Genomic DNA, 25,859 nt, shown 5'->3' with positions numbered 1-25,859 from the left:
CTCAGTGATCTCCGAAGCCGAAATAGGCCTGCTTCAGGCGATCGTCCCTGATCATGTCGGCGGCGGCACCCTCCAGGACGATGCGACCGCCGCGGATCAGGACCATCCTTCCACCGGTCATCATGGCGCGCGTCGAGCTTTGCTCGACGATCAGGAGCGTGAGCTTGCGCTGTGCCCGCAGCCGTACCAGTATCTCGTAGACTTGGTCGATGATCTTTGGCGCGAGGCCGAGCGACGGCTCGTCGATCGCCATAATGCGCGGCGCGGCCATCAGTGCGCGACCGATGACGAGCATCTGCTGCTGGCCGCCGGAGAGCATGCCGGCCGGGGTGTGACGACGCTCGGCCAGCATCGGGAATTCCTCGTAGACGGACTCCAGATCGTCGGCGGTCTTCTTCCGGTCGCGCCGCATGCCGGTGCCGACCTTGAGATTCTCCTCGATCGTGAGCGCGCCGAAGACGTTGCGCCCCTCCGGCACCAACGAAAATCCACGTCGGGCGATGTCTTCCGGCGAGGTGCCCGTGACCTTCGCACCGTCGATCATGATGGAGCCCGAGCCCGCCGGCACGACGCCCGCGATCGCATTGAGCAGGGTTGACTTGCCGGCGCCGTTCGGACCAGTCACGAACAAAACCTCGCCTTCGTCGATTTTCAGCGTGACCCCACGCAGGGCCGTCAAGCGGCCGTAGCTGACGGTGATGTCGTCGACGGCGAGCAGTGTCATGACGCGACCGCCTCTTCAGCGACGATTGGCGGAATCAACTCGTCACGCTGCGTGCCCATATAGGCGTGTCGCACGGCATCGCTGTCGCGGATCGCTGCGGGTTCACCGACTTCGATGATTTCGCCGGAATCGAGGACGAAGATGCGCTCGCAGAGTTCGAGAACGAGGCCGATATTGTGCTCGATCAGGAGCACGCCGACGTTGAGCTCATCCGCGATCCGCCGGATGATGGCGGCCAGATCGTGGCTTTCATGTTCGGACATGCCCGCGGCGGGCTCGTCGAGCAGCAGATAGCGCGGCGTGCACATGATGGCACGGCCGATGGCGACACGCCGCTCGTCCGTGTAGGGCAGGGCACCCGCGATGGTATTGGCCAGATGTGAAATGCCGAGCCAGGCCATGACGCGCTCGGCCTCCGTGATCGCGTCGCGACGGGCCTGGCCGAGGCCGACGCCGGTCACCTCCAGGTTGTCCACCACCGGCAGGTCGCGGAAAAGTCGTCCAGACTGGAAGGTTCGCGCCACACCTTTGCGTCGCAGCTTGTGCGCCGCAGTGCCGCTGAGCGGCTCGCCTTCCAGCTCAACGATGCCGGCGCCGACCGGCTGGAAGCCTGTCAGGACATTGATAAGGGTGGTTTTGCCGGCGCCATTTGGGCCGATTAGTCCAGTGATGCGTCCCCGCGGTACGGCCAGCGTAACACCGGACAATGCTTTCAAGCCTTCGAATTGGACGCTGACATCGCGTGCGACCAATTCCAAGCCACCGGACATCATCTCAAGGCCTTCTCACTGCGAACCGATGGATTGATTTTTCCGTTCCACCGGGCGATTGTAAAATTCGAAATATCGTTCGCTGATATCGGAAATTTTGATGTCTCTGACGTTCCGTCAGGTTCGGCATTTCATCGCCACGGCCGAAAGCGGACGCGTTTCGGCGGCCGCGGCCGCTCTGAATGTGACGCAGTCGGCGGTTACGGCCTCGATCAAGGCGCTGGAAGCCGAGCTCGGCCGCAAGCTGTTCGACCGGCACTCGAACGGCGTCACGCTGACTTTCGACGGACAGGAGTTTTTGCAACGCGCCCGCGCGATCGAGGCGAGTGTGTCAGATGCGATGCGCGGTCCGCATCGCTGGGGAACGCAGGTTGACGGCACAGTCGACGTGGCCGTCAGCTATACTGTCGCCGGATATTTCTTGCCGCCGCTGTTGTCTCGCTTCTGGCGTTCCTTTCCAGGCATAACGGTACGTCTGCACGAATTTCAGCGCGAAGCGATCGAGCAGAGTCTGATCAGCGGCAGCGTCGATGCGGCGGTCATGCTCGTCTCGAACCTGCATGACCGGCATTCCATTCGCTCGCGCCTGTTGCTGCGTTCGCCGCGTCGCTTGTGGACTTGCGCCAATCATCCGCTCCTCCGGAAAGACAGCATCAAGCTGGCGGATCTGACGAGCGAACCCTATCTGATGTTGACCGTCGACGAAGCCGAACGCTCCGCAATGCGTTACTGGCAGCGCACGACGCACGTTCCAAACGTTATCTTCCGCACTTTGTCGGTCGAGGCCGTTCGCAGCATGGTTGCGACCGGCATGGGAATCACCATCCTGTCGGACATGGTCTATCGTCCCTGGTCGCTCGAGGGACATCGCATCGATCTCAAGACGCTGGATGACGATGTCCACACCATGGATGTTGGGCTTGCTTGGAAGAGCAAGGCGAAGTTTTCTCCGGCGGCTCGCGCATTCTGCGAGTTCGTCGCTCATTCCTATCCCGGATCTGAGCCGGTCCAATTCGACTAGCGACCCGCTCGGCCCTGCAACGAAGTGACGCGCTTTTGGGTGTGGTTCGGCGCTGTTGTACGGGCACATCAGGCGGCAGATCGCCGAGGCGGTCCTCGTGGCGGAGAGGGCCTGGTCATCGGCGAAGAGGCATACAGCTGAAAGGGACGCGATCCTCAGATCGAACTCAGCATGATGCTGGTCTCCGTATCGAGGATCTCATCGATCATGCGCACCTTGCGGAGGACGCGGTCAATGACGATCATGCGCCATTCGCCACAACCTCAGGACCGAGGCGCCTCTTCGTCCGTCTCAATGTAGACTGCCTCGCGGCCGGTCGTAGCAAGGAACTTCGCAAAGGCCTCTTGAGAGAGAGACGTGGTGCGTTCGTTGCTAAGCGGGTGGCAATTGATTGCTGTCGTATTGGTTAGCTTGCGATCGAGCACAAGCTTAACGCGACCTTGTTCGTCATTCACGATGGCTAGAACAGAAACGGCACCAGGGCGTATGCCAAGCATTTCCAGCAAAGCGTCCGGCGAACCGAACGACAAGCCGCCTTTCGCTCCGATCCTTCGGGCCAGCTGCTTGAGATTTATGGTCGCGTCCTCATCCGTCACAAAGAGATAGTAGTTCTTCTTCACATCACGAAGAAATAGGTTCTTGGTGTGCAGGCCCGGTATGTCTCCACGGAGAGACTTCGATTCTTCGACCGTGTGAACGGCAAGGTGTTGGAATGTGTGGGCTTTGATCCCGTTATTTTTCAGATACGCCAAAAGCGCGTCACTCTCGGTCATAGGTGGCATCTCAAGCAGTCCAGTTCAGTTCCGTTTCACACATCGTACAAAGAAATGTCCGGTAGTGCAGCTATCCGTCTTGGGGAGCGTGGCCGAGGTCTGGATCGAGGAGCGATCCGCCATATCAGCACTCCGGAAGATTGACGGCGAGGCCGCCGGTCGAAGTTTCCTTATACTTCGCGCTCATGTCGATTCCAGTCTGGCGCATGGTCTCGATGCAGGCATCGAGGGGCACGACGTGGGTGCCGTCGCCGCGAAGCGCGAGCGACGCGGCCGCGACCGCCTTGATGGCGCCGAGACCATTGCGCTCGATACAAGGCACCTGGACGAGGCCGCGTGCCGGATCGCAGGTCATGCCGAGGTGATGTTCGAGCGCGATCTCGGCGGCGTTCTCGACCTGGGCGTTTGTCCCGCCGAGCGCGGCACAGAGGCCGGCTGCGGCCATGGCGGCGGCGGAGCCGACCTCGCCCTGGCAACCGACCTCAGCGCCGGAGATCGAGGCGTTGGTCTTGATGATTCCGCCGACGGCGGCGGCGGTCAGCAGGAAGTCGCGGATGCCTTGCTGAGACGCGCCGACGCAATGGTCGCGGTAGTAGCGGATAACTGCGGGCACCACGCCGGCGGCGCCGTTGGTGGGGGCTGTGACAACTCGGCCGCCAGCGGCATTCTCCTCGTTCACCGCCATCGCGTAGATCGACAGCCAGTCGTTGACCGTATGCGGTTGGATCGTGTTGCTGCCACGCTCGGCAAGCAGCGCCTGGTGAATGGCCCTGGCGCGGCGACGGACCTTGAGACCTCCAGGGAGGGTGCCATCGCCTGCGAGGCCGCGATCGATGCAGTCGTCCATCACCGCCCACAAGCGGTCGAGGTCGGCGTCGAGGGTCGAGCGCCCGCCCGCCGTCTCATTCGCGCGCTTCATCGCAGCGATGGGCAGGCCCGAAGCCTCGCCCATTGCCAGCATTTCGGCAGCAGTTGCGAAGGGGTAGGGGCGGGTGGTCTTGGCGTCGTGCCCCCTCAGGCTCGCGCCCTTCATCTCGTGCTCGGTCAAGACGAAGCCGCCGCCGATTGAATAATAAGTCTCGGCCAGGTGAAGATTGCCGGCGGCGTCGAAGGCGCGCAAGACCATGCCGTTGGCGTGGCCCGGCAGCGGGGGACCATAGTCGAAGATGACGCCGTTGTCGGGATCGAAGAGCAGCAGGCCGAGGCCGGGGACTTCGATCTGGCCTGTCGCCCTGAGAGTTGCCTCGCGGCGCACGGCCTCATCGGGATCGAGGGTTTCTGGGCGAAAGCCGAGAAAGCCGAGGACAACAGCGCGGTCGGTGGCGTGGCCCTTGCCGGTGAAGGCGAGGCTACCGTGCAACGATGCCTCCAGCCGGGCGGGGTGTCCCGAACCGGAAGCGCGACCGCTGCCCTCGCGCAGAGCGTCGAGGAACCGTGCTGCTGCAAGCATCGGCCCCATCGTGTGCGAGCTCGAGGGGCCAACGCCGATCTTGAAGATATCGAAGACGCTCAGGAACATCGGATTATCGCAGGGCGCTGGCGCCGTGCCTCTACAGCCCGCGGCGCCGGGGAACGATGGAGAACTTCAGCCGACGTAAATCGGATGAGCGGCGCAAAGCCGATGGACCTCGGCCAGCACCTCGGCCTCGACCGTCGCGTCGCCTTGTGGCCCGTTGGTTGCGAGGGCGTCGACAACCCTCAGCGACAATTCGCCGACGCGGATGAACTCAGCCTCCCTAAAGCCACGGGTCGTGCCGGCAGAGGTACCCAGTCGAACGCCAGAGGTGACGAACGGCTTCTCTGGATCGAACGGAATGGCGTTCTTGTTGCACGTCAGCCCTGCACGTTCCAGCGCGCGCTCGGCGTCGCGACCCTTCACCCCCTTCGGGCGCAGGTCGACAAGCACCATGTGGCAGTCGGTGCCCCCGGAGACAATGTCGAGACCACCGGCCTTCAGCGCCGCAGCGAGCGCTCGGGCATTGGCGATGATGCTTGCGGCGTAATCGCGGAATGACGGCTGCAGCGCCTCGCCGAAGGCGACCGCCTTGGCGGCGATCACGTGCATCAGCGGGCCCCCCTGGTTGCCGGGGAAGACGGCGGAGTTGACCTTTTTTGCGAGCTCCGCGTCGTTGGTCAGGATGATGCCGCCGCGCGGGCCGCGCAGGGTCTTGTGGGTGGTCGAGGTGGTGACGTGGGCGTGCGGCACCGGATTGGGGTAAAGGCCGGCCGCGATCAGACCGGCATAGTGCGCCATGTCGACCATGAGAAAGGCACCGACTTCGTCGGCGATAGCCCGGAAGCGCGCGAAGTCGATTTTGCGCGGGTAAGCCGAGGCGCCGGCCACGATGAGCTTCGGCCGCGTCTCGAGCGCGCGCGCGCGGACGGCGTCCATGTCGATCAACTGATCAGACTCGTGAACCTGATAGTCGACGACGTCGAACCATTTGCCGGACATGGTGACGGGCGACCCGTGGGTGAGATGGCCTCCGTGTGCGAGGGACATGCCCATGATGCGGTCCCCGGGTTGGAGGAGCGCAAGGAAGACGGCCTGGTTGGCCTGGGCGCCGGAGTGTGGCTGAACATTTGCGAAGGCTGCGCCGAACAGTTGCTTCACGCGGTCGAGGGCGATGGTCTCGACCTCGTCGACAAATTCGCAGCCGCCGTAGTAGCGCTTGCCGGGATAGCCCTCGGCATACTTGTCGGTCAGGACCGACCCTTGAGCGATCAGCACATCGCGGGAGACGATGTTTTCCGAGGCGATCAGCTCGATCTGATTCTGCTGGCGGCCGAGCTCGCGGACGATGGCGGCCGCGACGGATTCGTCGGAGAGGCGGGATGCTGGCGTGTTACTCATGACGGTTCCTTTATGGTTCAGAGGCCGACAGCGAGCTCGCGTGCGGCGATGTCGAGGAGGGCTCGGACATGGGGGGCAAATGACCGCCAGACCGTCAGATGAAAGCAGTCCTCACCCTCGCGGGTCAGCACCACTTGAGCGGTATCGAATATGGTCCGGGCGCCGGAGCCGACCGGCATCTGCGCGAGGTCGCGTGCGCAGCCGGTGGCAAGCAGGTCGAGAACAGCAGGGCCAGCGAGGCCCAACGTCAACTCACGGTCGGAAATCTCAACGGCGCTGAGCGGCATCCGCGCCGCGAGGTCGGCGAGGGCCGTGGCAAGCATCGCGCCTTCCGCCTCCGGCGCCTCGAGAACCCATTCGTCGGGGCCGAGGCAGAGCACGGTGCGGGCGCCCGCGGCGGCGCGGACGCCGACCTTTGCCGGGAACTCGAGGCCGAGGGCGGCGCCAACGTCCGCAGGGTCGGCGGTGCGCAGCGAGATCCGCGCGGTCGGCGGCAGTTCGGTAATCGTCGCCGGGGCGAGCGAGGCAGTCATGATGTTCATGGCGTTTCCTCTCAGGCGCTGAGGCGCTTGCCTTCGGGGTCGTAGAAGACCGTGTTCTTGATGACCCGGGCCGTGATTGTGCGGTCCGGAATGGGGATGTGCAGCGTCTGGCCGTCGCGGGCGCGACCGTCTGCGATGACCGCAAGCGCGATCGAGCGGCCGAGTGCCTCGCTCCAGTAGGCGGACGTGACGTGGCCGAGCATGGTCATCGGCTTCGGCTGATTCGGATCCGCGACGATCTGGGCCCCTTCCTGCAGCACGATCTTCGGGTCATCGGTCAGCAGGCCGACGAGCTGCTTGCGGCCCTTCGCCACCATGTCCGGGCGGGAAAGCGAGCGCTTGCCAACGAAATCGGGTTTGGCCTTGCCAATCGCCCAGTTGAGGCCGGCGTCGTCGGGGGTCAGCGTGCCGTCGGTGTCCTGGCCGACGATGATGTACCCCTTTTCCGCGCGGAGCACGTGCATCGTCTCGGTGCCGTACGGACAGATGTTGTACTGCTGCCCGGCTTCCCAGAGCTTTTCCCACAGCGCGCGGCCGTGACGGGCGGGAACGTTGACCTCGAAGCCGAGCTCCCCGGTGAAGGAGACGCGGAAGAGCCGCGCCGGAAAGCCCGCGACCTTGCAGGTCGCTACCGACATGTGCGGGAAGGACGCCTCGGAAAGGTCGAGGCCCTCCACGAAGGGCTCGAGCAGCTTGCGGGCGTTCGGCCCCTGCAGAGCGATGACCGCCCACTGCTCGGTTGTGGAAGTGAGCCAGACCTTGAGGTCAGGCCATTCGGTCTGGAGGTAGTCCTCCATCATATTGAGCACGCGTGCCGCTCCGCCGGTCGTCGTAGTGACGTGGAAGCGGTCCGCTGCCAGCCGGCCGATGACGCCGTCGTCGCGGATGAAGCCATCCTCGCCGAGCAGCAGGCCGTAGCGGCACCTTCCGACCCCGAGCTTCGCCCAGGCGTTGGTGTACATACGTTCCATGAACGTGACGGCATCCGGGCCGACAACCTCGATCTTCCCCAGCGTCGAGGCATCAAAGATACCGACGGAGGCGCGGGTCGCGCGGCATTCGCGGCCGACGGCGGCGTGCATATCCTCGCCCGATTTCGGGAAGTACCAGGCGCGACGCCAGAGAGCGACGGGCTCAAAGGCGGCGCCGTGAGCCTCCGCCCAGGGGTCGATCGGAGTCTTGCGCGTGAGCTCGAAGGTCGAGCCCTGATGGTACCCCGCGAAGGTGCCAAAGGTTGTCGGCGTGTAGGGGGGCCGGAAGGTGGTGAGGCCGACCTGCGGCGGCTCCTTGCCGAGCGCGTCGGAAGCGATCATCAGGCCGTTGATGTTCGACATCTTGCCCTGGTCGGTCGCCATTCCATTCGTCGTGTAGCGCTTGACGTGCTCGATCGAGCGCATGCCCTCGCGGACCGCGAGGCGGATGTCCTTGGCAGTGACGTCGTTCTGGAAGTCGATGAAGGCCTTCGCTGTTGCAGGGTTGCGATCGGTCGAAAGCTCCTTGAGCGTGACGCCCCGGCCGGTGCGGTCGGCGGCGGCGGCGTAAGCCTGTGCGCTCGCGTCGCGGCCGATGGCGCGGGCGGCTTGCGCGCCTGCGGTCGCGCCGTCGTTGAGCGCGGCGGCAATGCCCCAGAGCCCACGGCCGGCGCCGGCGATGTGGACAGCCTCGGTCTTCTTGCCCGGCAGGAACGCCTTGAGCTTGTCGTCCCAGGAAAGGCTGCCCTTGGTGTGGCTGAAGAGGTGAAGGCTTGGCGTCCAACCGCCGCACATCAGCACCGCATCGCAGGAGAGGCTGCGCGGCGCACCCACCTTGCCGCTCTCCAGCCTATTGACGCGCAGCGACTTGACTCGCAGGCGGCCGGACGTGCTCGTAACGGTGTGGCCGAGTAGGGTCTCAATTCCGAGGGCACGAGCCCGGTCGGTGAGAGCCCGGTCGACGGTCGGGCGGACGTCGACAACCGCCACGACCTTGGCGCCAGCCTCTGCGAGGTCGAAGGCAGCGAACCACGCCGAGTCGTGCGCAGTGACGATGGCAGGTCGGTCGCCGACCTTGACGCCGTAGCGGTGGAGGTAGGTCTGGGCGGCGCCGGCGAGCATCACGCCCGGGCGGTCATTTCCGTCGAAGATCAGAGGCTTCTCCAGGGCTCCCTGGGCAAGCACCACCTCGCGCGCACGGACGCGCCAGAGACGCTCGCGGGGGGCGCCGTTGGGTGGGGCGGCAAGATGGTCGGTCAAGCGCTGCGCGAGCCCGACGAGGTTTTGGTGGTAGTAGCCAATCGCCGTCGTCCGGGTCATCACGGTGACGTTCGGGAGGGAGGCGAGCTCGGTGATGGCGGCTGCGAGCCAGTTCCAGCTCGGCTTGCCGTCGATCGTGATTGAGGGTTCAGACAGGAGGCTGCCGCCGCACTCCGTGGTCTCGTCGACGATCATGACGGACGCGCCGGAGCGGCCGGCGGCGAGCGCCGCGGCAAGGCCAGCTGGGCCGGCGCCGATGACGAGCACATCGGTGTGAGCGAAGCGGCTGGCGTAGCGGTCGGCGTCAGGTTCGGTCGGGGAAACGCCGAGGCCCGCGGCGTTGCGGATGATGGGTTCGTAGACACGATCCCAGAAGGCGCGGGGCCACATGAAGGTCTTGTAGTAGAAGCCCGCGGAAAAGAGAGAGCCCAGGCGATCGTTGACCGAGCCGAGATCGAAGGCGAGGCTGGGCCAGCGGTTCTGGCTTGTGGCCTCAAGGCCGTCGCGAAGTTCCTGGATGGTCGCTCGGGTGTTCGGCTCGAAGCGGCCCGGGCCACGGCTGGTGCCCATCAGCGCGTTCGGCTCGTCCGACCCGGCCGAGACCACGCCGCGGGGGCGGTGATACTTGAACGAGCGGCCCATCAGGTGCACGCCATTCGCGAGCAGTGCTGACGCAAGGGTGTCGCCGGCGAGCCCATCGTATGACTTACCATCGAATGTGAAGCGGACGGTCTTGTTGTGATCAACGCGGCCGCGGTTCGGAAGGCGGTAACTGGTCATTCGGCGCCTCCCGTCAGGCCGGAAATGTCGGGACGGGGCTCGCCCGCCTTGTAGGTGATGAGGAAGCGGTCGGAGACGGTCTCGCGCGCCGCGTTGAAGTATCGGCCGCAGCCGTTGATGTGGCGCCAGCGCTCGAAATGGACGCCTCGAGGGTTCGAGCGGATGAAGAGGAAGTCGCGCCATTCCTCATCCGTAAGCTTCGAAGGATCCTGCGGCCGCGCGATGTGGGCTTCGCCGGCATAGGCGAACTCGAGCTCGGGCAGCTCCTGCTCGCAGTAGGGACAACGGATCAGCAGCATGGCAAGACCTCAGTGCGCGACGGCGGCAGCGGCCGCCTCATCGATCAGCCGGCCGGTGGTGAAACGCTCGAGCGTGAATGGGGCGTTGATCGGGTGTGGCTGGTCGCGGGCGATGGTATGGGCGAAGACGTGCGCCGAGCCTGGCGTCGCCTTGAAACCGCCGGTGCCCCAACCGCAATTGACATAGAGGCCGGGCACGGGCGTCTTGCCGATGATCGGCGAACGGTCGGGTGTCACATCGACGATGCCACCCCACTTCCGTAGCATTCGCATGCGCCGGAAGATTGGGAAGATCTCACAGATCGCCGCCAACGTGTGCTCGATCAGCGGCAGGCCGCCCCGCTGGGAATAGCTCACATACTGGTCGGTGCCGGAACCGATGACGAGCTCGCCCTTGTCGGACTGGCTGATATAGGCATGCACCGAGTTCGACATCACGACGCACGGAAAGATCGGCTTCACAGGCTCGGAGACCAGGGCCTGCAACGGGTAGGATTCGAGCGGCAGCCGAACGCCGGCTGTGTCCATCACGACCGAAGTGTGACCTGCGGCGGAGACCGCGACCTTCTTCGCGCCGATGAACCCTTTCGCCGTCTCGACGCCAGTTACCCGCCCGTCAGGGCCACGCCGGATCGCCGTCACGGGGCAGTTTTGGATGATGTCGACGCCGCGCGCGGCGGCGCCGCGGGCGTAACCCCAGGCAACAGCGTCGTGCCGCGCCGTGCCCGCGCGGCGTTGCAGCGCTGCTCCAACGACCGGGTAACGGGCAGAAGGCGAAATATCGAGCGGCGGGCAGAAGAGCTTCGCCTCCTTCGCAGTCAGCCACTGGTTGTCGACGCCATTCAGGCGGTTCGAATGGACGTGGCGCTGGAAGGATTGGATATCGTGAACGTTGTGCGCGAGCATCATCACGCCGCGCTTGGAGTACATGACGTTGTAGTTCAGATCCTGGGACAGCGTCTCCCAGATATCGAGCGCGTGGTCATAGAGACGGGCGCTCTCGTCGTAAAGGTAGTTCGAACGGATGATGGTGGTGTTGCGGCCCGTGTTGCCACCCCCGAGCCAGCCCTTGTCGATTACCGCGACATTGGTGATCCCATGCTCCTTCGCCAGATAGTAGGCCGCACCAAGGCCGTGTCCGCCGGCACCGACGATCACCACGTCGTAGGCGGCCTTCGGTTGGGCATCCGGCCACTGCGGCGTCCAGCTCTTCTGGCCCGTCAGCGCGCCCTTGATGACCTGGGCGAAGGAGAAGTGCGTCATGCTTGTCTCCCGAAATATATTGTCGAACTGAATGCCGGAATTAAGCAAAGCTTGGTTGTATGAATCCGCCAGAAATGCTGTATGCTAGCGACACGGAGGCCGGATTTGGCAAAACTGACGGTCGGATTCATCCTTGCGCGGCGGTTCACGCTGTGCGCGTTCGCGACCTTCGTCGACGTCTTGAGGTTGTCGGCGGACGAGGGCGATCGTTCACGGCCTATTCTTTGCGCGTGGCGCGTCCTGTCGCCGACCATGGAGGCGATCACCTCGAGCTGCGGCATCGCCGTCCAGCCGGAGGAGCGTCTGGGCGACCCGACGCGATTCGATTATCTCGTGGTCGTCGGCGGCCTGGTCGACGAGGTCGAGAATCTGCATCCCGACACGGTGAGCTTCCTCAGACGTGCAGCAGCCCTCGGGGTGCCGCTCGTCGGAGTCTGCACGGGCGCCTTTATCCTCCACCAGGCGGGATTGATGCAAGGATATCGCGCTTGCGTCAGCTGGTTCCACCACGAGGACTTCGTAGAGCGCTTCGACGGCCTCGAGCCGGTCTCGGACCAGATTTTTGTCGTCGATCGCGACCGGCTTACCTGCTCGGGCGGGGTGTCCTCCGCCCATCTCGCCGCCTTCATCGTCGAGCGCCATCTCGGGCGCGCGCGAGCGGCGAAGAGCCTTCACATCATGATCATCGATCACGCGATGGCGGCGGAGGAGCCACAACCGGGCATGCCGCTGGCGCTTGCGGCCGAAGACCCGTTGGTGCGCAAGGCCCTGCTTTTGATGCAACAGTCGATCGACGCCCCCCTTTCGATCGGACGAGTGGTGGAGCGGCTCGGCGTGAGCCGGCGCAAGCTCGAACGGCATTTTCGCGAGACTCTGGCCATGACGCCACTCGAGGCGGACCGGCTGATCCGGGTCGAGCAAGCGAAGCACCTGCTGAAAACGACCGGACGGTCGGCGACCCAGATCGCGGCAGACACCGGCTTTTGCGATCTGCCCCACCTCATTCGTGTATTTCGGGCCGCCGAAGGGATGACGCCGGACGCGTTTCGGCGGATGGGGAGCCCAGCCCGCTAATTGGCGCTGCGACCGGCGATCGTCAGCACAGGCGTTTCGAAGGCGGCTGCAATCGGTGTCTGAGCGGGTGTCAACTAGCCGTTGCCCATCCACTCGGTGTTCTCGGTGACGACTGCTGTGGCATAGAGGAATAGGCCACTGTAGCCGATCGAGGTGATGTCGGTGGAAATGTTGACGATACGCCCCGCGTCGTCGGCCAGCACTTGGCACACCACATAATTGTCGAGAGCGATCGGCGACGGCGTTCAGGCGGACGGCCCTCGCAAATGACTCATGCTTGACGAATTCTCCGCAAGCGTACGGCACCGTCATTAATGTGGGCATTGCCCCGAAGGGCTGCTGACCAGCATGCACAATCTGCGGTTCGAGCAACCGCTGTCGGTATGGAGTGACGACGCGGTTCACCGCGTCGCTCCCTTGCCGTGCTCGCGAAGTCGCGAGCCTACAATCGCGCTGAGAGGGCAACCGGACGGAGACAGAGGTCCATCATCCCAAAAGGGGTAGCCCTAGGTTGTGCTGGATCGAATGATCCCTCGGGCGTAATGCGATCTTGTTCTGATGCCGTCCCTTTGTTTGGCGCGTGTGCAATGGGCCCAGCCCCGGCAGGGCTCGGGGGGTGTGAATTGAGGAGCGTTAATTTTGCCCGAAAGGGCGGATTGCCAATTGCTTGGTCCGAAGTTGAACGCCAGGAAATTTCGAATTCGCCTCCTTCGTTTCGATGCGAGCCTTCGATCGAGCCATCCAGCAAGTTCACAGATGACGCGCCGGTTGAAATCGATCAGCTGGCTTGCGAGCGAGCGCGCGACGACGATGGCTCCTTGCCGATCGCCAAGCACGATCCATTCGCTGGGATGCTGGTCAGGTTTGACCGCCATTCGATCCAAACAAGCTGGCATTTGTCGAAGGTTATCAGAGTGCGAGCTCGTTCCGGTCGTTCAATTTCAGTGGAGAGTTCATCCATGATCGCCACCAACAAGCGCGAGATCGTCTTCATAGACCAGGGCGTCGATGACCTCGGGACCCTGCTTGATGGTATCCGGTCAGACGTTGAACCGCTCCTGCTCTCTAGCGATGAACCGGCCGTCCGCCAGATGGCACGCGCGGTTAGAGGCAGGAAAGGACTGCAAGCAGTCCACATCATTGCTCACGGACAACCGGGTGAGGTAGCTTTCTCGGCGGGACGGCTTTCGCTTGACACGATTGATCGAGACGCCGGTGAGCTGGCTGTTCTAGGCGGAGCAATCGGACAGGGCGGAGAACTTCTCATATGGAGCTGCGCAGTGGCGCGAGGCGAGCGCGGCGCAGCGTTCGTCAGCGCGATCGCAGACGCTACTGGAGCCAAGGTAGCGGCGTCAGAGCGGCGCATCGGCGCCGCCGCGCACGGGGGAAGCTGGGAGCTCGCCCCGATCGGAATAATAGGTTCCGGCCGGCCGCCTATCACGGCCGTCGGGCGACGCACCTATGCGGGCGTGCTTGACACGAGCAACACCACCATTTCCGGAAATAACAGCACCAACACGCTGAACGTCACCGGAAGCAATGACAAGATCAGCGATGGCAACGGAACTAATTCCGTTGCCGTGACGGGCAATAACAACACCATCTCTGACGGCAATGGGACCAACACCGTCACCGTAGCCGGAAGCAACAACACGGTTAGTGATGGCAACGGCACCAATACCATCACGGTCACGGGCAATAACAATACCATCAGCGATGGCAACGGCTCCAATGCGATCATCGCCAGCGGCAGCAACGCGACTATCAGCGATGGCAATGGCGGCAACCTGATCTATGCGGCCGGCACCAGCGGCACCAACAGCATCAGCGATGGCAACGGGACCAACGTCATCGTCGGTGGCAGCGGGGCAGATACGATCACAAGCGGGAACGGGACCAATATTATCTATGGCGGAGCCGGAAACGACACGATCAAAGTCGGCAATGGCGGCGACGTCATCATGGCGGGCGCCGGTAGCGACACGGTCACCGCCGGCAACGGCAACGATCTCTTTATTTATGCGCTGTCGGACCATTACACGGTCGTAAGCAGCGGCACGACCGCAACGCTGCATAGCATCGCCAATGACGTTGACAATTACGTTGCCGGGGGCGGCACCGATACGCTTCGTATCGCCGTAACCGCCGACGAATACTCGCTGATCAATACCAAGCTTACCGCCTATGCTAATTGGCTTGCCGCGAACAAGGGGAGCAATGCGACCTATTCGTTCAATTTCGCTACCGATGCGAGCGGAGGTGCGCTATCCGTCAACGGCTTTGAGACGTTGCAGATTCAGATCGTCAATTCCAAAGCGATCAATCTGGCGGCCAACGCGAACTCAAACAGCGGGTCGCTCAACAGCCTCAATCTGTTCAGCAACACGATCGGCACGAGTTCGACCAACTTCACCGACACGTTCAAAATCGTCGGCGTCGCCTCCGGCACCGTCGGATCGAGCGCAACGACGCTGGACCCATCGATCACCGTCGCAAAATACCTCGACGGTACCGCCACCCTGCCGACCTCCTATACCGTGAACGGCACCGACGGAACCCTGACGGTCAATGCCGACGGAACCTACACCTACACGGTGACGTCCCACACCGCTCTCACCGACACTTTCACGCTAACGACGCTCGACCAGAACGGGTTCGTCACCTCGACAACGCTGACGTTTGGCGTGCCCGATCAACCCCCCGTGGTGAGTGGTCCGGTGACCGGGATGGCAACCGAGGACGGCGTGACCAGCACCTTGAATGCGCTCGCCAACGCCTCCGATGCAGACGCCAACACGACTCTGGTTGTGACCGACGTTCCGGCTTCGCTGCCTGCGGGCGTCAGCTATAACGCGGCAACTCATAGCTTCACGCTGGATCCGTCGAATGCGGCGTATCAGTCGTTGGCGCAGGGCCAGACCATTACGGTGAGCGTCACCTACAATGTGTCCGACGGCATTATCAAGACGACGGCCTCGGTGAGCTGGACCATCACCGGGACCAACGACGCGGCCATTATCAGCGGCACGACGACCGGCGCCGTGGTCGAAGCCGGCGGCGTCAACAATGGCACCGCCGGGACGCCGACCGCGACCGGCACGCTGACCGACACCGACGTCGACAACGCCGCCAACAGCTTCCAGGCGGTTGCCGCGCCGACGGCGGGCGACCACAACCACGGCACCTACACGGTCGATGCCTCCGGCCACTGGAGCTACGCGCTCGACAATTCCAACAGCGCCGTCCAGGCGCTCAACGACGGCCAGCAGCTGACCGACACGTTCACGGTCAAGACCGCCGACGGCACCGCGCAGCTCGTCACCATCACCATCACCGGCACCAACGACGCCGCCGTGGTTTCCGGCGACATCACCGGCGCCGTCATCGAAGCCGGCGGCGTCAACAATGGCACCGCCGGGACGCCGACCGCGACCGGCACGCTGACCGACACCGACGTCGACAACGCCGCCAACAGCTTCCAGGCGGTTGCCGCGCCGACGGCGGGCGACCACAACCACGGCACCTACACGGTCGATGCCTCCGGCCACTGGAGCTACGCGCTCGACAATTCCAACAGCGCCGTCCAGGCGCTCAACGACGGCCAGCAGCTGACCGACACGTTCACGGTCAAGACCGCCGACGGCACCGCGCAGCTCGTCACCATCACCATCACCGGCACCAACGACGCCGCCGTGGTTTCCGGCGACATCACCGGCGCCGTCATCGAAGCCGGCGGCGTCAACAATGGCACCGCCGGGACGCCGACCGCGACCGGCACGCTGACCGACACCGACGTCGACAACGCCGCCAACAGCTTCCAGGCGGTTGCCGCGCCGACGGCGGGCGACCACAACCACGGCACCTACACGGTCGATGCCTCCGGCCACTGGAGCTACGCGCTCGACAATTCCAACAGCGCCGTCCAGGCGCTCAACGACGGCCAGCAGCTGACCGACACGTTCACGGTCAAGACCGCCGACGGCACCGCGCAGCTCGTCACCATCACCATCACCGGCACCAACGACGCCGCCGTGGTTTCCGGCGACATCACCGGCGCCGTCATCGAAGCCGGCGGCGTCAACAATGGCACCGCCGGGACGCCGACCGCGACCGGCACGCTGACCGACACCGACGTCGACAACGCCGCCAACAGCTTCCAGGCGGTTGCCGCGCCGACGGCGGGCGACCACAACTACGGCACCTACACGGTCGATGCCTCCGGCCACTGGAGCTACGCGCTCGACAATTCCAACAGCGCCGTCCAGGCGCTCAACGACGGCCAGCAGCTGACCGACACGTTCACGGTCAAGACCGCCGACGGCACCGCGCAGCTCGTCACCATCACCATCACCGGCACCAACGACGCCGCCGTGGTTTCCGGCGACATCACCGGCGCCGTCATCGAAGCCGGCGGCGTCAACAATGGCACCGCCGGGACGCCGACCGCGACCGGCACGCTGACCGACACCGACGTCGACAACGCCGCCAACAGCTTCCAGGCGGTTGCCGCGCCGACGGCGGGCGACCACAACTACGGCACCTACACGGTCGATGCCTCCGGCCACTGGAGCTACGCGCTCGACAATTCCAACAGCGCCGTCCAGGCGCTCAACGACGGCCAGCAGCTGACCGACACGTTCACGGTCAAGACCGCCGACGGCACCGCGCAGCTCGTCACCATCACCATCACCGGCACCAACGACGCCGCCGTGGTTTCCGGCGACATCACCGGCGCCGTCATCGAAGCCGGCGGCGTCAACAATGGCACCGCCGGGACGCCGACCGCGACCGGCACGCTGACCGACACCGACGTCGACAACGCCGCCAACAGCTTCCAGGCGGTTGCCGCGCCGACGGCGGGCGACCACAACTACGGCACCTACACGGTCGATGCCTCCGGCCACTGGAGCTACGCGCTCGACAATTCCAACAGCGCCGTCCAGGCGCTCAACGACGGCCAGCAGCTGACCGACACGTTCACGGTCAAGACCGCCGACGGCACCGCGCAGCTCGTCACCATCACCATCACCGGCACCAACGACGCCGCCGTGGTTTCCGGCGACATCACCGGCGCCGTCATCGAAGCCGGCGGCGTCAACAATGGCACCGCCGGGACGCCGACCGCGACCGGCACGCTGACCGACACCGACGTCGACAACGCCGCCAACAGCTTCCAGGCGGTTGCCGCGCCGACGGCGGGCGACCACAACTACGGCACCTACACGGTCGATGCCTCCGGCCACTGGAGCTACGCGCTCGACAATTCCAACAGCGCCGTCCAGGCGCTCAACGACGGCCAGCAGCTGACCGACACGTTCACGGTCAAGACCGCCGACGGCACCGCGCAGCTCGTCACCATCACCATCACCGGCACCAACGACGCCGCCGTGGTTTCCGGCGACATCACCGGCGCCGTGGTCGAAGCCGGCGGCGTCAACAATGGCACCGCCGGGACGCCGACCGCGACCGGCACGCTGACCGACACCGACGTCGACAACGCCGCCAACAGCTTCCAGGCGGTTGCCGCGCCGACGGCGGGCGACCACAACCACGGCACCTACACGGTCGATGCCTCCGGCCACTGGAGCTACGCGCTCGACAATTCCAACAGCGCCGTCCAGGCGCTCAACGACGGCCAGCAGCTGACCGACACGTTCACGGTCAAGACCGCCGACGGCACCGCGCAGCTCGTCACCATCACCATCACCGGCACCAACGACGCCGCCGTGGTTTCCGGCGACATCACCGGCGCCGTGGTCGAAGCCGGCGGCGTCAACAATGGCACCGCCGGGACGCCGACCGCGACCGGCACGCTGACCGACACCGACGTCGACAACGCCGCCAACAGCTTCCAGGCGGTTGCCGCGCCGACGGCGGGCGACCACAACCACGGCACCTACACGGTCGATGCCTCCGGCCACTGGAGCTACGCGCTCGACAATTCCAACAGCGCCGTCCAGGCGCTCAACGACGGCCAGCAGCTGACCGACACGTTCACGGTCAAGACCGCCGACGGCACCGCGCAGCTCGTCACCATCACCATCACCGGCACCAACGACGCCGCCGTGGTTTCCGGCGACATCACCGGCGCCGTCATCGAAGCCGGCGGCGTCAACAATGGCACCGCCGGGACGCCGACCGCGACCGGCACGCTGACCGACACCGACGTCGACAACGCCGCCAACAGCTTCCAGGCGGTTGCCGCGCCGACGGCGGGCGACCACAACCACGGCACCTACACGGTCGATGCCTCCGGCCACTGGAGCTACGCGCTCGACAATTCCAACAGCGCCGTCCAGGCGCTCAACGACGGCCAGCAGCTGACCGACACGTTCACGGTCAAGACCGCCGACGGCACCGCGCAGCTCGTCACCATCACCATCACCGGCACCAACGACGCCGCCGTGGTTTCCGGCGACATCACCGGCGCCGTCATCGAAGCCGGCGGCGTCAACAATGGCACCGCCGGGACGCCGACCGCGACCGGCACGCTGACCGACACCGACGTCGACAACGCCGCCAACAGCTTCCAGGCGGTTGCCGCGCCGACGGCGGGCGACCACAACTACGGCACCTACACGGTCGATGCCTCCGGCCACTGGAGCTACGCGCTCGACAATTCCAACAGCGCCGTCCAGGCGCTCAACGACGGCCAGCAGCTGACCGACACGTTCACGGTCAAGACCGCCGACGGCACCGCGCAGCTCGTCACCATCACCATCACCGGCACCAACGACGCCGCCGTGGTTTCCGGCGACATCACCGGCGCCGTCATCGAAGCCGGCGGCGTCAACAATGGCACCGCCGGGACGCCGACCGCGACCGGCACGCTGACCGACACCGACGTCGACAACGCCGCCAACAGCTTCCAGGCGGTTGCCGCGCCGACGGCGGGCGACCACAACTACGGCACCTACACGGTCGATGCCTCCGGCCACTGGAGCTACGCGCTCGACAATTCCAACAGCGCCGTCCAGGCGCTCAACGACGGCCAGCAGCTGACCGACACGTTCACGGTCAAGACCGCCGACGGCACCGCGCAGCTCGTCACCATCACCATCACCGGCACCAACGACGCCGCCGTGGTTTCCGGCGACATCACCGGCGCCGTCATCGAAGCCGGCGGCGTCAACAATGGCACCGCCGGGACGCCGACCGCGACCGGCACGCTGACCGACACCGACGTCGACAACGCCGCCAACAGCTTCCAGGCGGTTGCCGCGCCGACGGCGGGCGACCACAACTACGGCACCTACACGGTCGATGCCTCCGGCCACTGGAGCTACGCGCTCGACAATTCCAACAGCGCCGTCCAGGCGCTCAACGACGGCCAGCAGCTGACCGACACGTTCACGGTCAAGACCGCCGACGGCACCGCGCAGCTCGTCACCATCACCATCACCGGCACCAACGACGCCGCCGTGGTCAATGCCAATGGCGGCTCGCTGTCCTACACAGAAAACCAGGCGGCAACGCCGATCGATATCGCGCTGACGCTGTCGGATGTTGATAGCGCAAACCTGACCGGCGCAACCGTCTCGATTACGGGTAACTTCGCCTCGGGCGAGGACGTACTTGGCTTCACTAATCAGAACGGCATCACCGGCAGCTACAACGAGGTTACCGGTGTGCTGACACTGAGCGGTACTGCGACCGTGGCCCAATATCAGGCGGCGCTGGACTCGGTGACGTACTTCAACTCGAGCGATAACCCGTCGGGGGCGACCCGTACCATCAGCTACCAGGTTGACGACGGCCAGTCGGCAAACCACGCCAGCAACATTGTGACATCGACTGTAACCGTTACCCCGGTCAACGACGCGCCGACGGCGGCTGCGCCGGCGAGCTACAGTGCGACCGAGCAGGTAGCGGTCTCGCTGAAGAGTGCCAGCCTTTTGGTCAGCGATGTCGACGGCGGCAGCGGCAGCGAAACCCTGACGTTGTCGGTCGGCGAGGGTACGTTGACGGCGACCGCCGGCAACAGCGGCGCCACGGTCTTGGGCAGCGGCAGCTCGTCGCTGACGATCTCCGGCACGCTGGCGCAGATCAACTCGTTCCTGGGCAGCGGCACGGCCAGCACCAGCACGCTGAGCTATACGGACAATACGGACACCCCGAGCGGGTCGACCACGCTGTCGCTGTCGATCAACGACAACGGCAACACCGGGACGGGCGGGGCGAAGACGGGCAGCGCCTCCTCGACCATCAACATCACGGCGGTCAACGACGCGCCGACGGCGGCTGCGCCGGCGAGCTACAGTGCGACCGAGCAGGTAGCGGTCTCGCTGAAGAGTGCCAGCCTTTTGGTCAGCGATGTCGACGGCGGCAGCGGCAGCGAAACCCTGACGTTGTCGGTCGGCGAGGGTACGTTGACGGCGACCGCCGGCAACAGCGGCGCCACGGTCTTGGGCAGCGGCAGCTCGTCGCTGACGATCTCCGGCACGCTGGCGCAGATCAACTCGTTCCTGGGCAGCGGCACGGCCAGCACCAGCACGCTGAGCTATACGGACAATACGGACACCCCGAGCGGGTCGACCACGCTGTCGCTGTCGATCAACGACAACGGCAACACCGGGACGGGCGGGGCGAAGACGGGCAGCGCCTCCTCGACCATCAATATCACGGCGGTGAACGACGCGCCGACGGCGGCTGCGCCGGCGAGCTACAGTGCGACCGAGCAGGTAGCGGTCTCGCTGAAGAGTGCCAGCCTTTTGGTCAGCGATGTCGACGGCGGCAGCGGCAGCGAAACCCTGACGTTGTCGGTCGGCGAGGGTACGTTGACGGCGACCGCCGGCAACAGCGGCGCCACGGTCTTGGGCAGCGGCAGCTCGTCGCTGACGATCTCCGGCACGCTGGCGCAGATCAACTCGTTCCTGGGCAGCGGCACGGCCAGCACCAGCACGCTGAGCTATACGGACAATACGGACACCCCGAGCGGGTCGACCACGCTGTCGCTGTCGATCAACGACAACGGCAACACCGGGACGGGCGGGGCGAAGACGGGCAGCGCCTCCTCGACCATCAATATCACGGCGGTGAACGACGCGCCGACGGCGGCTGCGCCGGCGAGCTACAGTGCGACCGAGCAGGTAGCGGTCTCGCTGAAGAGTGCCAGCCTTTTGGTCAGCGATGTCGACGGCGGCAGCGGCAGCGAAACCCTGACGTTGTCGGTCGGCGAGGGTACGTTGACGGCGACCGCCGGCAACAGCGGCGCCACGGTCTTGGGCAGCGGCAGCTCGTCGCTGACGATCTCCGGCACGCTGGCGCAGATCAACTCGTTCCTGGGCAGCGGCACGGCCAGCACCAGCACGCTGAGCTATACGGACAATACGGACACCCCGAGTGCGTCGACCACGCTGTCGCTGTCGATCAACGACAACGGCAACACCGGGACGGGCGGGGCGAAGACGGGCAGCGCCTCCTCGACCATCAATATCACGGCGGTGAACGACGCGCCGACGGCGGCTGCGCCGGCGAGCTACAGTGCGACCGAGCAGGTAGCGGTCTCGCTGAAGAGTGCCAGCCTTTTGGTCAGCGATGTCGACGGCGGCAGCGGCAGCGAAACCCTGACGTTGTCGGTCGGCGAGGGTACGTTGACGGCGACCGCCGGCAACAGCGGCGCCACGGTCTTGGGCAGCGGCAGCTCGTCGCTGACGATCTCCGGCACGCTGGCGCAGATCAATTCGTTCCTGGGCAGCGGCACGGCCAGCACCAGCACGCTGAGCTATACGGACAATACGGACACCCCGAGCGGGTCGACCACGCTGTCGCTGACGATCAACGACAACGGCAACACCGGGACGGGTGGATCACTAACGGGCAGCGCCTCCTCGACCATCAATATCACGGCCGTGAACGACGCTCCCGTTAATACCGTCCCTGGGCTTCAATCGATCGGCAAAAACAACAGCAGTGTCGTCTTCTCGACTGCAAACGGCAACGCCATCTCCATCAGCGATGCCGATGTTAACGGCGGAAACGGCACGCATAAAGAAACGGTGACTCTATCCTTATCTCCGGTATTCGGGTCGCTAACATTGCACCAAACAACCAATCTAACATTCTCGACCGGAGATGGAACTTCAGACGCAACTATGACTTTCACGGGGACAATCGCGGATATCAACGCCGCCTTGAATGGATTGACGTATAACCATCCAAACGGGTCTGATACTACCGTGACCCTGACTATCACCACAAATGATAACGGAAACTCGGGGTCAGGAGGGGCGCAACAAGACGTTGATTCGGTCCAAATAAAAATTGGATCTGGACCCTCGGGCATCGCTGGGGAGCCGATCAACCTCGGTCTGCCTTATCCGTCGGACGATCATAGCGCGACTATCGACCTAACCATTTCGAATCTCCCCGCTGGCTGGACAATCAATGAAGGTACTGATCTCGGAAACGGTAGTTGGCTTGTCAAGAATGGCGACATCGCAACGCTCTCGGTCGTCGCGCCTAGAGATTTTGCTGGCGCGCAAGTTTTTAATGTCAACGAGACTTGGACTAATGCGGATGGAAGTACCGGAGCATTAGCGCTTGAAAGTAATGTTGAAGTTTACCGGAGTGATAATCCGATTTTCGCCCTTTCAGGTGATGACACGCTGACGGCCTCGAGCGGACATGATCTGTTCGTGTTCTCGCAGCCGATCGGCAATGACATCGTACACAGCTTTGAGGTGTCGTCCGACGTGATCGACCTGATCAGCTACGGCTGGCAGAGCTTCGCGGACGTCCAAGCCCACACCGCTGACGACGCCAACGGCAACGCGGTGATCACGCTGACCGACGGCCAAACCATCACGCTCGACGGCGTGCATGCGGCGGACCTGAGCGCGGCGAACTTCGAGTTCGACGTGACGCCCACCACGGAAAACCCGGGTCCAATGACCATCGGCGACGGCGCGATGCTGCCGCTGTCGGGCATCATCCACAACACCGGCGAGATCGACCTACAGGCCTCCGGCGACGACACGCTACTGCAGCTGATCCAGACCGGCATCACGCTCAACGGCGGCGGCCAGGTGATCATGTCGGACGATGACCACAACATCATCGCCGGCACGGCACCGAATGTGACGCTCGACAATGTCGACAACGTGATCTCCGGTGCCGGTCAGTTGGGGCAGGGCGACCTGACGCTGAGCAACGAGGGCAGCATCATCGCCACCGGCGTCCATGCCTTGGTGCTCGACACCGGCTCGAATGTGATTGCCAATGCCGGTACGCTGGAGGCGACCGGCGCCGGCGGGCTCGTCCTCGGGAGCGGCGTCGCGAACAATGGGCTCATCTGGGCCAATGGCGGCGCGGTAATGGCTGAGGGCGCGGTGACCGGCAGCGGCACGGCCCTGATCAGCGGAGCTGGCACGATCGAGTTCAGTGCGGACTCGACGGCGAACACCACCTTCGACGTGGGCGCATCCGGTCACTTGATCCTGGACGATGTCTTTCACTTTACGGGCACGGTGAGCGGTCTCGGTGCCAACGATGACATCGACCTCAAGGGGATTGGCTTCAGCGCCGGCACGACTGTGAACTTCACTGAGAACCAGGCGGGGACCGGTGGCACATTGACGGTATCGGACGGAGCGCAGACGGCGAGTATCGTCCTGCTTGGGCAATATGATCCGACCGGCTTTACCGAGAAGGCCGACATGACGAACGGAACGGTGATCAGCTATGACCCACACCATATCGCCTGAGCGGCCCGACCGGCGTACGCCGGGGGTGGATTTCGTTCTGTCTCATCGAGGTCGCGAGCGTGAGTACCGTGGGTAAAAGAGCAGACGAGTTCGGGAAACTCCTTCGGGAATCCCAAGGCCACTTTGTCACCGCCGCCATCTTTAGCCTGGCCATCAACCTGCTCTACCTGGCCGGTCCGCTCTATATGTTGCAGGTCTATGACCGCGTCATCTCGAGCTCCAGCGAGATCACCCTGCTCATGCTCACGATCGCACTGTTGCTGGCATTTGCCGCGCTTGCGGGTCTCGATGCCGTGCGCGCGCGCGTGCTGACGCGCACGAGCCTCCGGCTCGACCGAAGGATTGCCCCGCGAGTCATGACCGCCATCGTCGATCGTTCGGCAAAGATCGGTGGAGCACGCAGTCAGTTGCTGCGTGACTTCGACAGCTTCCGCCAGTTCATCACCGGCACCGGCATTCATGCTATCTTCGATGTTCCATGGGCGCCGATCTATATTGCGGTGATTTTTTGTCTGCACCCATTTCTGGGCGCGTTTGCGCTGGCGAGCTCGGTCCTTCTGATCGCGACGGCTTTTCTCAATGAATGGATTGTCAAGCCGCCGCTCTCGGAGGCCAATGACGCAGCCAGCCGCAACTACGGCTTCACGGAGATGAGCCTGCGCAATACCGAAGTGGTACGCGCGATGGGGATGACCGCTGGTTTGTTGCGGCGCTGGAGCCGTGACCGCAACCGGATGCTCGAGCGCCAGGTCACGGCAAGCGATCGAGCGGCCACGATGCAGAGCCTGATCCGTTTCCTGAGGCTTTCGATGCAGTCTCTGATCCTCGGTCTTGGCGCATATCTGGTGATCGAGCGGCTGACGACCGCCGGCGCGATGTTTGCCGCCAGCATCCTGCTTGGCCGCGCGTTGCAGCCGGTGGAGCAGATCGTTGGATCGTGGCGCAGTTTGGTCGCCGCCCGCGGCGCTTTCCTGCGCGTGCGCGAGCTGTTGCACGTCAATCTGCAATATGAAGCCGGACTGACGTTGCCGCGACCTGAAGGTCGCATTTCGGTCGAAGCGCTATCCTATGCTCCTCCGGGCTCACCAAAGCCGGTTCTGCGTGGCGTCACGTTCCGGATCGAGCCGGGTGAGGTGCTCGGCATCATCGGTCCCTCCGGCGCCGGAAAGTCCACGCTGGCGCGTCATATCGTGGGTGTGCAGGCGCCATCGGCAGGGGCCGTTCGCCTTGATGGCTCCGATGTCTCGACCTGGATCCAATCGTCGCTCGGTCAGTATCTTGGCTACTTGCCGCAGGACATCGAGCTGTTCGCCGATACCGTCGCTGCCAATATCTGTCGTTTCAACGACGGTGAGGACCACGACATCATCCAGGCGGCGCGCGTTGCCGGGGTGCACGAGATGATTGTGCGGCTTCCCCGAGGTTACGAAACCCAAGTCGGGGAGGGAGGTGCGATCCTGTCGGGCGGCTATCGACAGCGCATTGGCCTCGCCCGCGCCGTCTACGGCAATCCGAGCCTCGTTGTCCTCGATGAGCCGAGCTCCAATCTCGATGCGGAGGGCGATGCTGCGCTTGCCGACTGCATTATGGAGCTGAAGAAGCGTGGAACAACGGTGATCATCATTTCCCATCGGCCCGTCACCATCGGCGTGGTCGACAAGCTATTGGTGTTACGCGAAGGCGTAGCAGAGATGTTCGGACCGCGCAGCGAGATTCTGGCCCGGCTAACACGGCCCGTGCCGGTCCATGCGGTCCAGGGAGCCGCCAGCTAGGAAGAGTCAGATGACGGTGCTGGATGATGCAAATCGATCGAGACGTGGAAT

The 25,859-nt window shown here is 64.3% G+C and carries 14 protein-coding genes; 4 read left to right on the top strand and 10 right to left on the bottom strand.

The genetic code is table 11. The features are described from left to right. Position 1 precedes the first annotated feature (1 nt). Entirely contained in the window at positions 2-724 is a 723-nt protein-coding gene (locus tag QA640_RS27105; RefSeq protein ID WP_283035953.1) for an ABC transporter ATP-binding protein, read from the bottom strand. Beyond that, positions 721-1,497 carry an ABC transporter ATP-binding protein gene (locus QA640_RS27100; RefSeq protein WP_283035952.1) on the bottom strand — a complete coding sequence of 259 codons (777 nt, stop codon included), beginning with the start codon at positions 1,495-1,497 and terminating at the stop codon, positions 721-723. The genes QA640_RS27105 and QA640_RS27100 overlap by 4 nt, the downstream gene beginning before the upstream one ends. Positions 1,498-1,594: 97 nt before the next feature. Between QA640_RS27100 and QA640_RS27095 the strand changes: the two genes are divergently transcribed. Beyond that, positions 1,595-2,515 (top strand): LysR substrate-binding domain-containing protein, encoded by a 921-nt coding sequence (locus tag QA640_RS27095; protein WP_283035951.1) that lies wholly within the window; start codon positions 1,595-1,597, stop codon positions 2,513-2,515. A gap of 263 nt (positions 2,516-2,778) precedes the next feature. On the opposite strand, the gene QA640_RS27090 is transcribed toward QA640_RS27095, so the two are convergent. From QA640_RS27090 to QA640_RS27060, 7 genes are all read right to left on the bottom strand, one after another. Further along, on the bottom strand, positions 2,779-3,288 hold the full coding sequence (locus tag QA640_RS27090; protein WP_283035950.1) for a prolyl-tRNA synthetase associated domain-containing protein: 510 nt from the start codon (positions 3,286-3,288) through the stop codon (positions 2,779-2,781). 124 nt (positions 3,289-3,412) lie between these two features. Then, the gene (locus tag QA640_RS27085) at positions 3,413-4,807 is read right to left on the bottom strand and encodes an L-serine ammonia-lyase (protein WP_283035949.1); all 1,395 of its coding nucleotides are present in this window, start codon (positions 4,805-4,807) and stop codon (positions 3,413-3,415) included. Positions 4,808-4,873: 66 nt separating this feature from the next. After that, the gene (gene glyA, locus QA640_RS27080; RefSeq protein WP_283035948.1) at positions 4,874-6,142 is read right to left on the bottom strand and encodes a serine hydroxymethyltransferase; all 1,269 of its coding nucleotides are present in this window, start codon (positions 6,140-6,142) and stop codon (positions 4,874-4,876) included. Between the two features lie 17 nt (positions 6,143-6,159). Continuing rightward, on the bottom strand, positions 6,160-6,684 hold the full coding sequence (locus QA640_RS27075) for a sarcosine oxidase subunit gamma family protein (protein ID WP_283035947.1): 525 nt from the start codon (positions 6,682-6,684) through the stop codon (positions 6,160-6,162). 11 nt (positions 6,685-6,695) lie between these two features. Then, positions 6,696-9,695 carry a sarcosine oxidase subunit alpha gene (locus QA640_RS27070; RefSeq protein ID WP_283035946.1) on the bottom strand — a complete coding sequence of 1,000 codons (3,000 nt, stop codon included), beginning with the start codon at positions 9,693-9,695 and terminating at the stop codon, positions 6,696-6,698. Then, positions 9,692-9,994 (bottom strand): sarcosine oxidase subunit delta, encoded by a 303-nt coding sequence (locus QA640_RS27065; RefSeq protein ID WP_283035945.1) that lies wholly within the window; start codon positions 9,992-9,994, stop codon positions 9,692-9,694. Before QA640_RS27065 ends, QA640_RS27070 begins: the two co-directional genes overlap by 4 nt. Before the next feature lie 9 nt (positions 9,995-10,003). Next, positions 10,004-11,257: a sarcosine oxidase subunit beta family protein gene (locus QA640_RS27060; RefSeq protein ID WP_283035944.1), complete on the bottom strand. Its 1,254-nt coding sequence runs from the start codon at positions 11,255-11,257 to the stop codon at positions 10,004-10,006. 81 nt (positions 11,258-11,338) lie between these two features. On the opposite strand from QA640_RS27060, the gene QA640_RS27055 reads away from it, so the two are divergent. Further along, entirely contained in the window at positions 11,339-12,331 is a 993-nt protein-coding gene (locus tag QA640_RS27055) for a GlxA family transcriptional regulator (RefSeq protein ID WP_283035943.1), read from the top strand. A 74-nt stretch (positions 12,332-12,405) separates the two neighbouring features. On the opposite strand, the gene QA640_RS27050 is transcribed toward QA640_RS27055, so the two are convergent. Further along, positions 12,406-12,546 (bottom strand): hypothetical protein, encoded by a 141-nt coding sequence (locus QA640_RS27050; protein ID WP_283035942.1) that lies wholly within the window; start codon positions 12,544-12,546, stop codon positions 12,406-12,408. A gap of 327 nt (positions 12,547-12,873) precedes the next feature. Between QA640_RS27050 and QA640_RS27045 the strand changes: the two genes are divergently transcribed. Together QA640_RS27045 and QA640_RS27040 are read left to right on the top strand one after the other, a co-directional pair. Then, positions 12,874-24,036, top strand: coding sequence for a VCBS domain-containing protein (locus QA640_RS27045; RefSeq protein ID WP_349253641.1), 11,163 nt, complete (start codon positions 12,874-12,876; stop codon positions 24,034-24,036). Between the two features lie 59 nt (positions 24,037-24,095). Next, complete coding sequence (locus tag QA640_RS27040; protein ID WP_283035940.1) at positions 24,096-25,808, top strand: type I secretion system permease/ATPase; 1,713 nt, start codon at positions 24,096-24,098, stop codon at positions 25,806-25,808. Positions 25,809-25,859: the final 51 nt, after the last annotated feature.

It is taken from the genome of Bradyrhizobium sp. CB82, from assembly GCF_029714405.1.
In the GTDB taxonomy this organism is placed as follows: Bacteria; Pseudomonadota; Alphaproteobacteria; order Rhizobiales; family Xanthobacteraceae; genus Bradyrhizobium.
This window is presented reverse-complemented; position numbering and strand designations above follow the sequence as displayed.